The sequence below is a fragment of the Halopseudomonas phragmitis genome (assembly GCF_002056295.1).
Lineage (GTDB): Bacteria > Pseudomonadota > Gammaproteobacteria > Pseudomonadales > Pseudomonadaceae > Halopseudomonas > Halopseudomonas phragmitis.
In genome coordinates, this window is record NZ_CP020100.1 from 3,714,359 (window position 1) to 3,729,408 (window position 15,050).

Annotated in this window: 12 protein-coding genes; 3 read left to right on the top strand and 9 right to left on the bottom strand. The window is 60.6% G+C overall.

Translation table 11 applies throughout. The features are described from left to right. Positions 1 to 63: 63 nt before the first annotated feature. Entirely contained in the window at positions 64 to 1,839 is a 1,776-nt protein-coding gene (locus tag BVH74_RS17145) for an ATP-binding protein (RefSeq protein WP_080051279.1), read from the bottom strand. Then, positions 1,836 to 3,182, bottom strand: coding sequence for a sigma-54-dependent response regulator transcription factor AlgB (gene algB, locus BVH74_RS17150; RefSeq protein ID WP_080051280.1), 1,347 nt, complete (start codon positions 3,180 to 3,182; stop codon positions 1,836 to 1,838). Before algB ends, BVH74_RS17145 begins: the two co-directional genes overlap by 4 nt. Positions 3,183 to 3,419: 237 nt before the next feature. On the opposite strand from algB, the gene BVH74_RS17155 reads away from it, so the two are divergent. Next, positions 3,420 to 3,584 carry a DUF1328 domain-containing protein gene (locus BVH74_RS17155; protein ID WP_080051281.1) on the top strand — a complete coding sequence of 55 codons (165 nt, stop codon included), beginning with the start codon at positions 3,420 to 3,422 and terminating at the stop codon, positions 3,582 to 3,584. A gap of 57 nt (positions 3,585 to 3,641) precedes the next feature. On the opposite strand, the gene BVH74_RS17160 is transcribed toward BVH74_RS17155, so the two are convergent. Further along, the gene (locus BVH74_RS17160; RefSeq protein WP_080051282.1) at positions 3,642 to 4,559 is read right to left on the bottom strand and encodes an AEC family transporter; all 918 of its coding nucleotides are present in this window, start codon (positions 4,557 to 4,559) and stop codon (positions 3,642 to 3,644) included. Between the two features lie 25 nt (positions 4,560 to 4,584). Next, positions 4,585 to 5,244 carry a thiopurine S-methyltransferase gene (locus BVH74_RS17165; RefSeq protein WP_080051283.1) on the bottom strand — a complete coding sequence of 220 codons (660 nt, stop codon included), beginning with the start codon at positions 5,242 to 5,244 and terminating at the stop codon, positions 4,585 to 4,587. Between the two features lie 119 nt (positions 5,245 to 5,363). On the opposite strand from BVH74_RS17165, the gene BVH74_RS17170 reads away from it, so the two are divergent. Next, positions 5,364 to 7,112: a potassium/proton antiporter gene (locus tag BVH74_RS17170; RefSeq protein WP_080051284.1), complete on the top strand. Its 1,749-nt coding sequence runs from the start codon at positions 5,364 to 5,366 to the stop codon at positions 7,110 to 7,112. A gap of 51 nt (positions 7,113 to 7,163) precedes the next feature. On the opposite strand, the gene BVH74_RS17175 is transcribed toward BVH74_RS17170, so the two are convergent. Genes BVH74_RS17175 through edd form a run of 3 tightly spaced genes read right to left on the bottom strand, consistent with a single transcriptional unit; the run spans position 7,164 to position 10,358 of the window. Next, positions 7,164 to 7,808, bottom strand: a complete 645-nt coding sequence (locus tag BVH74_RS17175) for a bifunctional 4-hydroxy-2-oxoglutarate aldolase/2-dehydro-3-deoxy-phosphogluconate aldolase (protein ID WP_080051285.1) — start codon at positions 7,806 to 7,808, stop codon at positions 7,164 to 7,166. A 10-nt stretch (positions 7,809 to 7,818) separates the two neighbouring features. Continuing rightward, positions 7,819 to 8,529 (bottom strand): 6-phosphogluconolactonase, encoded by a 711-nt coding sequence (pgl, locus tag BVH74_RS17180; RefSeq protein WP_080051286.1) that lies wholly within the window; start codon positions 8,527 to 8,529, stop codon positions 7,819 to 7,821. Next, on the bottom strand, positions 8,526 to 10,358 hold the full coding sequence (edd, locus tag BVH74_RS17185; RefSeq protein WP_080051287.1) for a phosphogluconate dehydratase: 1,833 nt from the start codon (positions 10,356 to 10,358) through the stop codon (positions 8,526 to 8,528). Before edd ends, pgl begins: the two co-directional genes overlap by 4 nt. Before the next feature lie 110 nt (positions 10,359 to 10,468). Between edd and pyk the strand changes: the two genes are divergently transcribed. Further along, on the top strand, positions 10,469 to 11,920 hold the full coding sequence (gene pyk / locus BVH74_RS17190) for a pyruvate kinase (protein WP_080051288.1): 1,452 nt from the start codon (positions 10,469 to 10,471) through the stop codon (positions 11,918 to 11,920). A 120-nt stretch (positions 11,921 to 12,040) separates the two neighbouring features. Here the strand turns inward: pyk and BVH74_RS17195 are convergent, their stop codons facing one another. After that, complete coding sequence (locus BVH74_RS17195) at positions 12,041 to 14,206, bottom strand: lipase family protein (protein WP_080051289.1); 2,166 nt, start codon at positions 14,204 to 14,206, stop codon at positions 12,041 to 12,043. An 11-nt stretch (positions 14,207 to 14,217) separates the two neighbouring features. Then, a complete protein-coding gene (locus BVH74_RS17200; protein ID WP_080051290.1) occupies positions 14,218 to 15,036 on the bottom strand; it encodes a hypothetical protein in 819 nt (272 codons plus the stop codon). Between the last annotated feature and the right edge of the window lie 14 nt (positions 15,037 to 15,050).

The following is a 15,050-nucleotide window of genomic DNA, read 5'->3' on the forward strand; positions in this document are numbered from 1 at the left end:
ACTCTGCCTGGACAGGCTGTGGCGCAGGCTTATGCCCGTCCATAAGTCAGACGCAGGTGATGATCAAAGTGGCAGACTGAAGAAGAACCGAGCGCCCTGCCCCGGCTGCGAATGCACGCCAATGCGACCACCGTGCAGCAACACGATTTCCTTGCACAGCGCCAGCCCCAGACCGGCCCCACCCTTGCGCTTGCCGACCTGAACAAAGGGCTCAAATACCCGCGCCTGCTGGCCGTAAGCGATGCCGTCACCGGTGTCCTCAACCGCCAGCACTACCCGTTCGCCCTGACGACCGGCCTGCAGACGGATACGCCCGCCGGCATGACTGTGGCGCAAGGCGTTGCCAAGCAGATTGTCCAGCACCCGCTCGATCTGTAGCCGATCCAGCCGTACCCGAGGCAACTGCGTGTCGGCCTCGCAGCTCAGCTCAACGCGCTGCTGCACCGCCGCAGCCTCAAAGCGCTGGCAAGCCTGAGCGAACAACTCAGCAATATCACAAGGCTCCAGCTCCAGTTGCTGCAGGCCACTCTGATAACGGGAGAAGTTGAGCAGATCGTTGATCAGCAACAGCAGGCGCTGCATTTCCTCGTCGACAGTCCGCAACAAGTCGGCCTCACGCGAATCCTCGGTAAAATGCAGTCGCTCACAAAGCAAGGCAAATCCCATGTGCATACCCGTCACAGGCGTGCGTAGCTCATGCGAGGCGCGCAGCACGAACTCGCTGCGCACTCGCTCAAAATCACGCTGTTCGGTGACATCGCGCAGCACCATGACCGCACCACGGATCGGCTCATCCGCCTGACTAACCGGTGTCAGGCTGTAGGCCAGCAAGCGCTGTTCGCCTGCAACATCAACCTCGATATCCTCAGTAGCACTGGCCAGCCCCTGCCCCTGCAACACCTGACGCAATTGTTCATCGATCTGCGGTGTGCCGAGCAAGCCGCCGGGCATTTGCCCCAGCTCAGCCTGGGTCCAGCCCAGTTGCCGTTTGGCTACCGGATTGAAATGTTCTAACCGCCCGCCATGGTCAAAGATCAGCAAACCGTCATCAATACTATCGAGCACGGCCTGCAAGCGGCGCTGCTCGGCCTGCAAGGCCTCGATATCACTGTTCTTGAACTCGCGCAGAGCTTCGGCCATAAAGCCAAAACGGCGGATCAAGGCTGCCAGCTCGGCAACCTTGGAGATCGGCAATGTGACCTGAAAGTCGCCGCGTCCGATCTGGTCAGCCGCCAGCGCCAGGGCCTCGATAGGCTCGGCGAAGTGACGGGCCACGCTGTGTGCGGTAACCAGCCCAATGAGCAGAACTGCCACGCCAATCCCGCCAAGCAGCCAGACGATTACCCAGGCATTCTCACGGGTCGCCTGTTCGCTGCTTTGCACCGCGTTGGCATACCGGGTCTGCATGCCATTGAGGCGATCACGCACAGCGGCAATCGAGCGCGCATATTCGTCATGGCTGAACAGCTCGCTGCGCACCGACAGCGGCCGCTCCAGCAGATCGTCGTAGGTTGCATAGGCGCGGCGAATCTCACTGACGGCCTGACGGTCGGCATCTTCGATGGCCATGTCCGCGGCCCGATTCAACCATTCGCGAAAACGCCTATCAGACCCCTCCAACGCTGGCATATCGAGCACTTCGGCAAGCAGCAGGGTGGTCTGTTTGCTCAGCTCATGCCCCATCATCTGGCTGGCCTGGAGAATACCCAGGTTGCGGGTCATCGCCTGCCCCTGGGATTTAGTCAGGCTGAGGACACTGAAAATCGCCAGCAGCAGGCCGACCAATGCCACAGTCAGCAATGCGCTGCTACTGAGAAACAGGCGCGAACGCAGTTTCATAGGCCGAATTGTTTGCGCTTACGATACAGGGTGGAGGCGTCGATACCGAGGGTTCTGGCAGCCTGATCAAGTGTCTCACTGGCGGCCAGCACTGCGGCAATATGCGCTTTTTCCAGCGCTTCCAGGCTCATGTCGGCACCCACTCTTGGCACATCGTCACGGGCCGAGCCGTTGAGCCCCAGATGCTCAAGGCTAATGCATTCCCCCTGACAGATGATGCTGGCCCGCTCGATGACATTGCGCAGTTCACGGATATTGCCCGGCCAACCGTAGCCCTGCAGCGCGGCACGCGCCTGATCGTCGAAGCCCTTGGCCGGGCGGGCATATTCGCTGACAAAGCGCGCCAGAAAACGTTCGGCCAGATCGAGGATATCCTCACGCCGATCACGTAGCGCCGGCAGGGTCAGGGTAATGACGTTAAGCCGATAGAGCAGGTCTTCGCGAAACTGACCTTCATTGACCATCGCCTGCAAGTCCAGATTGGTGGCGGCTAGAATGCGTACATTGGCCTGACGCGTGACCGGATCGCCAACCCGTTCGTACTCGCGATCCTGAATAAAACGCAGCAGCTTTGGCTGCAAGGCCAGGGGAAAATCACCGATCTCGTCGAGAAACAGCGTTCCGCCATCGGCCTGATTGACCCGCCCCAGCGTGCTTTCACTGGCACCGGTGAACGCCCCACGAGCGTGCCCGAACAGCTCGCTCTCCATCAAGTCAGCACTCAGCGACGGGCAGTTGATTGTAACCATGGCCTTATCGGCACGCTGGCTCCAACCATGAATGGCGCGCGCCAGCTCTCCTTTGCCTGTACCCGACTCGCCAAGAATGAGGATATTGGCATCGGTGCTGGCGACCTGGCGGGCCGTGTCGAGTACCGCCATCATCGCCGGGCTGGCCGATTGAAGTTCGCTGCGGGCCTGGCGTACCTCACCTTCCAGCGCCTCTAGCCGGGCGGCCATATGCCGAACTTCCAGTTGCTGGGCAGCAGACAGGCGCAGTTGATCAGGACCGCAGGGCTTGACCAGATAATCGGCGGCACCAGCCTGCATAGCATCCACGGCGGTGTCCACCGCCGAATGGGCCGTCACAATCACCACCCGCATCCAGGGGGCCTGCACACGCATCTGCGCCAGCACATCGAGGCCGTTGTCATCGCCCAGCCGGAGATCGAGAAAGCACAGGTCAAAGACCTGCTGCTGTAGAGCCGCGAGCGCCTGGGGCGCGCTGCTGGCGGTACTGACTTGATAGCCCTCGTCTTCCAGACAGTAACGAAAGGTCCGCAGAATGGCGGCTTCATCATCGACCAGCAAAATACGTCCGTTGTCCGCAGTGGCGGCATCCATGATGCAGGCTCCTTGTCGAGAGTTACCTGCGTTAGTCAACGAAAAGTCGTGCAAGTTGCACGGCTGGCCATCCGCAGATCATGCAGAACGCATGCCACTCCAATCTCGCCACAAAATTCAATTTATTGATTTAAAAGGAATAAACAAAATAAAAAAGTTGGCATGCAGGTTGCGACAGAGTCACTACAGCCCGCCCGACGACTCGGCAGGCCTCACGAGAAAAAGGAGTAACTCACCATGCTTAGCTGGGCTCTGACATTTCTGATCATCGCCATCATCGCCGCGGTTCTCGGCTTCGGTGGTATCGCCGGCACCGCAACCGGTATCGCCAAGATCCTGTTTTTGGTGTTTCTGGTGCTGTTCGTAGTGTCTCTGATTTTTGGCCGCCGACCTCGGGTCTGAGGTTTATCAACCGCGCACAACACACAAACCCGCCACTGGCGGGTTTGTCATTAGCGCTCAGAATAACAGGGTCACCATCAACGGAATGTACAACAGCGCGAACAGTGTGCTCAGCAATACCGTACCGGCCACCTGCCGGGGAGCGGTATCCAGCAGGGTGGCAATCACCACAGTATTGGCGGCAATCGGCGTGATTGAGATAAGTATTACCGCCTGATGCACCGCCGAGCCGTAAATACCCAGCCACTGGCTGTCGAGCCAGCAGAACCCCAGTGCCAGCAGCGGCCAGCCAACGAACTTGCCGGAAAAGGCCAAGGCGCTGAAGCGCAGATTGCCAGCCAGCCCATGAAAGCTGAGGATGCTCATGCCGATAATCATCATGCCCAACACACTGTAGGCGCCGCGCAAATTATCGAACAGCGGCAGGAAAATCGACGGCAGCGTGACCCCGGACAGGTTCAACAGCACCGCCAGCGCGAAAGCATACAGTGAAGGCAATCGCGCGACCTTGCGCAGACAATCGGCTACGCCGTAGCGTCCGCGCGCCGCCAGGTAGAAACCCAGCGAATTTTCGAACAGGGTGGTGCCGAGCATACAGACGATATACAGGCTCAAGCCCTGCTCACCGAACAGCAACAGCGCCAGCGGAATACCGAAGTAACCGGTATTGCCACTGCCGACCGACACCGGAATCAAGTTGGCGCTGGCATCGCCCAGCCAACGTCTGGCCAAAGGCAGGTGCAATAGCGCATTGAGGCTGCACAGAGTGAAGGTCAGAACCGGCAGCAGGATAACGCTGGGGCTCAGTGGCGCGGTCATTACCCCGTAAAACACCACCGACGGGGTCAGGATATAGAGCATGATGCCGGCGATATGACTGCCGCTGGCATTAAGAAAGCGTCCGGCCAGCCAACCGAGGGCGATGGTGACATACAGCGGGAGTAGCTTGAACAGCAAAGTCAGGGCTGCGGCCATTCAGAAATTCCAGTCAGGCAGACACTCACACCGTTGGTGCCTGAATGGCATATACCCGTTCGCGCAGACTGGTCATGCCCTGCTCACGAAAAACCGGGTGCTCGGCCAGCACGTCCGTGTCCTCCAGAACATCTATGCGACAACCAGTAAACAGTAGCCGCACCTCGTCATCCGGCACGCTGAACGGCGGACCAGGGCGCTGCTCCTGCGGATAATCCAGGGTAACCAGCAGCATTCGCCAGGCGCGCCCCAGCAAAGTACGCAGGTGCGCCACATAGCGTTCGCGCATATCCACCGGCAAGGCAATCAGCGCCGCCCGGTCATACACAGCCCGTACGCCATGCAAATGCTCAGGGCATAAGGCGAAAAAATCGCCACACAACAGCTCAAACCCCTGCCCGGCAAGACAAGCAAAATCGTCCCGCTGACTCCAGTGCAGATCCAGACCCTGCTCCCGGGCAAAGGCATCCAGCGCACTGCGCGCCAGCTCCACCCCGATGACCGGATGTCCCTGCTCGCGCAACCAGAGCATATCCAGACTTTTGCCGCACAACGGCACCCAAACCGGCTCATCAGCAGCCAGCCCCAGGCTCGGCCACCAACGGGTCAACAGCGGATTGGTACTCTGCTTGTGGAACCCAATCTCGCCACGTTGCCAGCGGGCATGCCAGAAATCTGCTTCCATACTCACTCTCGTATTATTTAGTCGATTGACTATACAGCATTTTTTCCCACAGGCCCGGACCTGCGTTATATAGTGGTTGCTTGTGTGTCACCCGCCTGCAAGGACCCTTCAGCCGCCCAATGGATAGTATCAACACTCTGTTTCTGATCGGCGCCATTCTGCTGTGCGCCAGCATTCTTGCCAGTTCGCTGTCATCGCGACTGGGTATCCCCTTGCTGTTGGTGTTCCTGGTGATAGGGATGCTGGCCGGCGTCGACGGCCTGGGCGGCATCGTATTCGACAATGCCGACACCGCCTTCATGATCGGCAGCCTGGCACTGGCCATTATCCTGCTCGATGGCGGCATGCGCACCCGGGTAGAGAGCTTTCGGGTCGGACTATGGCCAGCCCTGTCACTGGCAAGCCTGGGGGTTGTGATCAGTGCCGCTCTGACTGGGGTGCTGACCGCCTGGTTGCTGGACCTGAGCTGGATGTACGGCTTGCTGCTGGGCGCCATCGTCGGCTCTACCGATGCCGCTGCGGTGTTCTCTCTACTACAGGGCAAGGGTCTGAACCTCAAACAGCGGGTCGGCGCCACTCTGGAAATCGAATCCGGCTCGAACGACCCCATGGCAATCTTCCTGACTATCGCCCTGGTCGAAAGCCTGGCCGCCGGGCAGGACAGCCTGAGCTGGAGCTTTCTGCTGATTCTGATTCAGCAGTTTGGCGTAGGCGGAGTTTGTGGTCTGGCAGGCGGTCTGTTACTGGCTTGGCTGGTCAACCGGGTTCACCTGGCCACTGGGCTGTATCCACTGCTGATTACCAGCGGGGCAATTCTGGTCTTCGCTGCCACCAACAGCATTGGTGGCAGCGGCTTTTTGGCCATTTATCTGACCGGTCTGGTACTGGGCAACCGCCGGGTACACAACCTGCAGAACATCCTTCACGTTCAGGACGGCATGGCCTGGCTCAGTCAGATCGGCATGTTCCTGATGCTGGGGCTGCTGGTAACCCCCAGCGAAATGCTGCCGATCGCCCTACCGGCAGTGGGCATCGCCCTGTTCCTGATTGTGGTCGCCCGCCCCATTGCAGTGCTGATCTGCCTGGCACCCTTTGTGTTTTCCTGGCGTGAGCGGCTGTTTATCAGCTGGGTCGGTCTGCGCGGGGCGGTACCGATCATCCTGGCGATCTTTCCGTTGCTGGCCGGCCTTGAACAGGCTCAGTTGCTGTTCAATCTGGCGTTTGTGGTGGTGCTGGTGTCATTGCTGCTGCAGGGCTCGAGCCTGCCGCTGGCAGCCCGCTGGTGCAAAGTAGAAATTCCACCGCAACCCGAACCGCTGCAACGTACCAGTCTGGACGTGGCGGTCGATGGTGATTACGAACTACTGATCTATCAACTGGACAATGCCAACTGGTGCGTTGGGGTGCAATTGCGCGATCTGCACATGCCGACCGATACCCGGATTGCTGCGCTGTTTCGTGGCAGTCATCTGCTGCATCCAACCGGCAGCACCCGGCTGGCACTCAATGACGTGCTCTGCGTAGTCGGTCGGCCGCGCGATCTGCCGGCACTGTCAAAACTGTTCAGCAAAACCCAGGCGCCGCGCTATCTGGACTCACGCAAGTTCTTCGGTGACTTTATTCTCGAAGGTGATGCGACGCTGGGCGAGGTCGGCAAGTTCTATGGCTTCCCTGTTCCTGAAGAGCTGGCGAATCAGACCCTGGCAAGCTTCTTCAGCAAACAGTTCGGCGGCCACCCGGTGGTCGGCGATACCATCGAGTGGGGCGGGCATACCTGGGTAGTCGCCGCCATGGACAACGACTGGATCCTCAAAGTCGGCCTACGACTCGGTGACGGTTCAGGCAAGCCTCCGATGGGGTTTATCTAGGGTCTGTGCAATTTTCTGGGGGCGTCGTGCGCCTGCGCGACATGGAATTTCCTACGGCAGCAGGGCCAGCGACTCGCGACACAGCTGAGTAATCCGCGTCCAGTCCTGGGCATCCACCGCACTCTGCGGCGTCATCCAGGTACCGCCGGCGGCCATCACGTTAGCCATAGCCAGATAGCTGGGCAAGTTGCTCAGGGTAATACCGCCACTAGGGCAGAAACGGATATCGTGAAACGGCCCGGAGAAATACCGCAGAGCCGTTACCCCGCCGACAACCTCAGCAGGAAACAGCTTGAAGCGGCGGTACCCGAACCGATAACCCATCAGGATTTCCGACGGCGTGGCCACTCCTGGCAACAGCGGCACCGGGCTGTCCAGCCCCAGCGTCAGCAATTCTTCGGTACTGCCCGGGGTCACCACGAACTGGGCACCGGCATCCAGCACTGACTGAAACTGCCGGCCATCGAGCACAGTACCGGCACCAATGCACAGCTCAGGGCGTTCACGGCGCAGCAGCTTGATCGCCGGCAGCCCCCACTCGGTACGCAGGGTGATTTCCAGAGTGCGGATACCGCCAGCGGCCAGCGCGTCGGCCAGCGGCAGGATATCGCTCTCACGGCGAATACTCATGACCGGCAACAGCCGGGCTTGAGCCAACAAATTGTCCAGGGTTTGGGTATTGTCTGCCAGACTCATGCCTGTCCCGTCAGCCCGGCGGGCTGTAGTAAATGTCCAAAGGAGGCGCCAGAAACGCACTGATCGGCAGACCCGCGTCCCTGGATTCCAGCGCACGGATCAATGTCCGGCGCTTATCGTCGCCGGAGATGGCCAGCAGTTGCAAGCCCGCCGTGCGCAGAGCCCGGCCACTCAAGCTCAAGCGCTCAGCTCTGCCGGCCTGCGCCGGGATCGCCAGGCACAGCTGCGGCGCATCCACGGCCAGCGCCTGGGCCAGCCCCGGCATGCCAGGGAACAGCGAGGCGGTATGCCCATCATTGCCCATCCCCAGCACCACCACATCCAGCGGCAACCAGCCCGCCAGATGCAGATCCACCTGCTCGGCATCAGCTTGCGGGCTGATACCCTGATACAGCGGCATCCACTGGGCAGTCTCCAGCGCTTGCGGCAGACAGCGGCGCAACAGCCCGGCATTGCTGTCCGGATGCTCGACCGGCACCCAGCGCTCATCCACCAGGGTGACCCGAATCCGCGCCCAATCCAGCGGCAAAGTCGCCAGATGTCGCAGAAACGGCTCCGGGCTGCGCCCGCCGGATAACGCCAGGCTGGCTACACCACGCTCGGCCAAAGCGGTGTTCAGCGCCGCAGCCACCCGGTTGGCCAGCTGTGCGGCCAACTCGTCCGGCCCTGCCGTCTGAAACAGCCCTACCCCACTGGCGCAAGCCAGCGTCGCCAAAGTCATGCCCGAGACTCCTGATCGGTATCTCGCAGGCATTCGGTAAAACTGCTGCCGCCCTCTTCCGCACTGCTGATCTGGGCACGCATGAAGCCGAACAGTTCACGCCCCCAGCCTCGGCGAATTGGCTGATCATGACTGACTGCCTGGCGCTCTCGCCACTGTTCGTCCGCCAGCTCGACACGCAGCAGGCTGCGCTGGGCGTCCAGGGTGATCATGTCTCCCTCGCGCAGTCGCGCCAAGGGGCCACCTTGAGCGGCCTCAGGACAGACATGGATGGCTGCCGGCACCTTGCCTGAGGCTCCGGACATCCGTCCATCAGTAACCAGCGCCACCTTGAAACCACGATCCTGCAGCACGCCCAGGTAAGGCGTCAGCTTGTGCAACTCCGGCATGCCGTTGGCCCGCGGTCCCTGGAACCGCAATACGGCCACCAGATCACGCTCCAGCTCACCGGCCTTGAACGCCTCGACGAAAGCTTCCTGACTGTGAAAGATCCGGCACGGCGCACTGACCCGCCAGTGTTCAGGCTTGACCGCCGAGACCTTGATTACCCCGCGCCCCAGGTTGCCTTCGAGCAGCCGCAACCCGCCATCGGCAGAAAACGGCTCGGCCTGGCTGCGCAGGATGCTGTCATCCAGACTGGCGCCCGGCCCTTCACGCCACTCCAGGCGCCCATCATTGAGTATCGGTTCCTGGGTATAGGCTTGCAGCCCCGGTCCTGCCACCGTCTGCACATCGGCATGCAACAGCCCGGCATCGAGCAACTGGCGAAACAGCCAGGCGGTGCCGCCAGCAGCCTGAAACTGGTTGATATCAGCCTGACCATTGGGATAAATCCGCGCCAGGGTCGGCACCACCTCAGACAGCGCCGCCATATCTTCCCAGCGCAGTTGCAGGCCAGCCGACTGACCAATAGCGACCAGATGCAGGGTCAGATTGGTCGAACCGCCAGTTGCCAGCAGCATGACCACGGCATTGATCAGAGTCCGCTCATCGAACATCGCCATCAGGTTCTGGCCATTGCGCGCCAGCCGCGCCGCCTGCTCGGCGGCGTGGACCGTCAGTGCATCGCGCAGCGCAGTATTGGGGTGAACGAAGGACGCCCCCGGCAGTTGCAGCCCCATGGCTTCGAGCAGAATCTGATTGGTATTGGCCGTGCCGTAAAAGGTGCAGGTGCCCGGGCCATGGTAGGAGCGGCTTTCCGCCTCCAGCAGCTCCTCACGGCTGGCCTTGCCCTCGGCAAAGCGTTGACGCACGGCAGCCTTCTCGCTGTTGGGCAGGCCACTGGGCATTGGCCCGGCTGGCACAAAGACCACCGGCAGGTGAGCAAAGCGCAGGGCCCCCATCAGCAGACCCGGGACGATCTTGTCACACACGCCCAGGCATAGCGCGGCATCGAACATGTTGTGCGACAACGCCACCGCCGTGGCCATGGCGATCACATCGCGGCTGTGCAACGACAACTCCATGCCGGGCTCGCCCTGAGTCACCCCATCACACATCGCCGGCACCCCACCGGCGACCTGGCCCGTAGCGCCGAACGCCCGCAGCGCCTGGCGAATCAGCTCCGGAAAGCGCTCGTAGGGTTGATGGGCCGACAGCATATCGTTATAGGCTGTGACCATTGCCACATTGACCTCGTCCACCATACGCAAGCGGTCTTTGTCGGCTGCCGGACACGCTGCCATACCGTGGGCCAGATTGCCGCACGACAGTGCCCGACGCCCGCGCGGCATAGCCGCCGCCTCGGCCATCTGCGCCCGCCAGGCCTGGTGCGAACCCTGACTGCGCTGGCGTAGTCGCTCGGTCACTTCAACGACCCGTGGATGCATGCCTCCTCCTCGCGGCTGCCGTACTCGACAGCCTGTCATCTTGGATTGGTATGTTCTATTGTAAGCCGCAAACCGCTGAACTTTTCATCCGACCCCAAGGAAAGTCGCCCATGCCCCTGCGCCGTACCAAGATTGTTGCCACCCTCGGCCCCGCCAGCAGCAGCCCTGAACGCATCGCCGCCCTGATCGACGCCGGCATGAATGTCGCCCGCCTGAACTTCTCCCACGGCACCGCCGATGAACACCGCGAGCGCGCCCGTCTGGTACGTGCAGTCGCCGCCGACAAAGGCTGTCACGTCGCCCTGCTCGGCGACCTGCAAGGCCCGAAGATTCGGATCGCGCGCTTCGCCAATGGCAAGATCCAGCTAGAGGTTGGCGACCACTTCCGGCTCTCCACCAGCCACCCGCTGAACGCCGGCAATCAGGATGTAGTTGGCATCGACTATCCGGAACTGGTCAACGACTGCCGCACTGGGGATGAACTGCTGCTCGATGACGGTCGGGTGGTGATGCGGGTCAACAGTGTCGAGGCAGACGAGGTGCGCTGCACCGTTACCGTGGCCGGCCCGCTATCCAACCACAAGGGCATCAATCGACGCGGTGGCGGACTGTCGGCGGCGGCGCTGACCGACAAGGACCGCGCCGATATCGTGTTGGCCGCCGAACTGCAGATGGAGTATGTCGCGGTATCCTTCCCGCGCGACGCGGCCGACATGGACCTGGCGCGCTCGCTGCTGACCGAAGCCCAGTCCCAGGCCTGGCTGGTAGCCAAGATCGAACGCGCCGAAGCGGTCGCCGACGACGAGGCGCTGGACGGCCTGATCCGCGCCAGCGACGGGGTGATGGTGGCGCGTGGCGATCTGGGGGTGGAAATCGGCGACGCTGAACTGGTGGCGATCCAGAAACACATCATCAGCCGTGCCCGCAAACAGAACAAACTGGTGATCACCGCGACCCAGATGATGGAATCGATGATCTCCAGCCCATTGCCAACCCGCGCCGAAGTATCCGACGTGGCCAACGCCGCGCTGGACTACACCGATGCCGTGATGCTGTCGGCTGAATCAGCCGCCGGGCAGTTTCCGGTCGAAGCCGTACAGGCCATGGCCCGTATCTGCCTGGGCGCGGAAAAACACCCGACCAGCCAGCGCTCCGGTCACCGCCTATATCAGTCGTTCGAGCGCTGTGATGAAACCATCGCCCTGGCCGCCATGTACGCCGGCAATCACTTCCCCGGCGTGACCGCGATCATCAGCCTGACCGACAGCGGTTTCACCCCGCTGATCATGTCGCGCATTCGCTCGCACCTGCCGATCTTCGCCCTGTCACCCAACCCCCAGACCCTGGGTCGGGTCGCGCTGTTCCGCGGCGTCCAGGCCATGGCCTTCAACCCCGCCAACATTCCGGCCGAACAGCTCTACCAACAGGCCATCGGCACCTTACTGAAGCACGGCCACGTCAAGCCGGACGACTGGGTCATCCTGACCAAAGGCGACAGCTACAACGCCAGCGGCGGCACCAACTCACTGAAGCTGCTGCAGGTGGGTGAGCAGTTGGTGTAGTCGCAGCAACAGGTGGCGGCATAAACACGAAAAACCCCGGCCCCAATCACCTTAACCGTGAACAGGCCGGGGTTCCTCCAACGGTTCAAGCCAAGCCGCAACAATACGTACGTTAGCTGACTACCCCACCAACGCACCCTGCTCAATGCGCCCCCGGGCAGACGGAAGTTGAGCCAATTGCACCTGCGCCTGGTTTTCATCATGCGCCTGCCAGCGTACCAAAGCCTCGGATAAGCCACTCTCCGCAGACAGATTGCCATAGACATCCACTAGGCTGACTTGACGATAGTGCAGCCGGGTCACGCGCTGCTGCGTTTCATCCAGTTTGCGCATCTCGGCACGCAAGGCACTCATGGCCAACTCCAGCGCGCTATCATCCTGAGTGCGTCGACCAGTCCACTGCTGGCGGTAAGTCTGATACAAATCACTCATCGCCTGACGATTCTGTGCCAGATACCCGCTCAATACCTCCAGCTCACGCTCGGTGACCAGCGTGCCGCCACGTTCCTCGGTCTGTTGCCAGCGCCGCAGAGTGGCCCAGGTATGAGGAATGTAGCCAGCCACCATGAAATGATCGGCTGCCTGTAGCAACTGATTGATGAACCCAGCCCTGACGGGCAGATCATTGTTGCGGTTAAGACGCAACGCCCGACTGCATGCATTTTGTTCAATCAGGTCACAGCCTGGCTCCCAGAGTACCGAGGACTGCTGGCCCTGACCCAAGTCAAGCGGCGTGAAATGCAGCAACTGCCCCTGATGCTGGTAGGGCTCACCGCCAAAGCGCAGCAACCCTATGGTAAACAACACCGCACCACCAACCGGGTTGAACACAGCCAGTAGCCCTCCAGTACCCAGCCAGCGAGGCTTAACATTCATCCAGGGCGCCGGCAGGCTGGGTACCGGATCGTTATGGCTGACGATTCGGTAATGTTCCAGCGCGGCCGCGCCCCTGACGAAGTCGGCATCACCGGCCCGTGGTGCGCCATAGGTGTAGAGCTGGACGCTGTATGTTTCATCCCGACTCCTGCGCAAAGCTTCTGCCAAAAGTTGGGCTATCGCTCCACCTAGACTATGGCCACAGATCACGACTTTCTGGCCATTGTAGAATTTTTGGAAATACTTGAGGATAAAGCTCTCAATCGCTAAATACCCGCCATAAAACCCGCGATGCACCTTGCCTTCACCCTCACGGAAGGCCACCTGCCGGGCATCGATATCGCGCAAAATATCCTCTTTGCTATCGACCTCAGTGCCGCGTACGGATATCAACACAACGTCATCGTGGTGAGTGATAAAAGCCTGGGTATGGGTACCGCCATCGGCGTCATCGAAAAAGTGCAGCCGGGCCGGGTGCTCCTGTTCAGCGCCCAGATCGGGGTCGTTCTCGGCATACAGCGACGGGTCGAAGGGCAATATCTCGAAACGCCGGGAATAGGCTACATCCTCATACAGAGGGTAATAGCGACTGGACTGCGCCGGATCTACCCGCCAGGCTTCCACGCCATTACCCAGAGCGGTAGCAAAGAAATGCCCCACACTGGGGTCAAGAGGGAAACTGACCTGATCCACGGGCCTGCTCGCCGGCTCCTGGCCAAAGGGGTTGTAGCTCATCGCCGCCATCAGGGCCAACTGGTAGAGATTGAGCGCACAGAAGCCGGAAGCGGTTGACAGCATCGGACGCAACGCCCGTAGCGGTCGCACCTCCAGCACATAATGTCTGTTCGGCAACAGCCCCAACCCAACGGGCTCTTCGTGCAGGTAAGGTGCAGTGCGCATGGCCGCGATCACCCCGGACTCGGGCGGATAATGACGCGCCACTGCCGGCGGCAGGTGCGCGGCATGGCGTACCAGCTCCCGCACCTCAACCTGGTAAAACGCATCGCCTCTGGATCTGGCCGGATTGTCCCGGGTACGGCTGGCATCGGCCTGAGCAAAGCGGGTTTTCTCGGCGCGGACCTGGAGTTCGGTGATGGGGAGAGGATAGGACGGACGGGACATCAAATCCGTATACAGCTTCTCTCCGCTTTGATATGGCTTATCCAGCAATACCGTAGCTGGGCCACGAAAGAAATCATCGACCCGTCCGATGCCATCGGCATCCAGCTGTCCTTGATAACGCTGCCCAGTACAGTCCAGCAACTCAAAGCTCAAACCGGCATAAGCCGCGCCATCACCCTGTTCATCAACCAACTGAAAACTGACCCAATGCCCACGCTGAGGGCAAGCCAGCAACTCACTGCTGAGAAACACGTTATCGGCATCATCCAGATGCTCATCATTCGCCATCAGAACACTCCTTATTCCGTGCAGTTGGGGTAAACCGTGCAGGTTTGGCCATCAAGCTTGAAGTCCGTGAACTGAGGCGGGTCTAAACAAAGCTCCTCATTGTCCGATCCCCAACGCCCTGTGCAGGGCTTCCAACCTTGCTCTGTCTGGAACCAATAGCCTTTAAAGCCCGGCATCTCATGCTCAGCCATCCCAATTACCAGCCGAATGGTTTTGCCCGCTGCCTCGTCACGCAAGATCAACCCACCCGCTCGCCGTTCCTGAATTTCGCCTTCGCTCTGTGCCCGGCATTGGAGTAGCTTGATAATATTTCGCTGTTGCCCATAAGTCCTGAACAGCCACATGCACTGCCCATTCAAAACCTTAGTCCCGGCCGACCATGTATTGGGGTATCCATCCGGCAGGGCCTCGCGGAACGACAACATTGCATGATCTTCGCTTGAGTCCATTTGATTCGGCGTTGCATCAAGCCGCCACTTCCCCTGCAGATCCATCTTCACACTGCGTAGCTCCAACTCGCAGCCCTGCACCCGATACCCCAGCGGCACCTCAAAGGCCACCCGGTGCTCCTCGGCTACATACTCGCTACGATAAATCCGCCGGTTCGGGCGCTTGCCGTTGATGCGCTCCGGCAATTCGCATTCAGCCTCCGCCACCGGCACGTAATAGGCATCGGCCGTCAGCTTGAAATGCGCCGGCAAGTCGGCCTCCAGGGTAAAACTCGGGGTGCGCTCCAGGCTGCCGCAGCCAGCCAACAACAGCAACGCAACGGATAACGGAATCAGCGCTTTCATCTTGCCGACATCATCCAGATGCTCATCATTCGCCATCAGAACACTCCTTA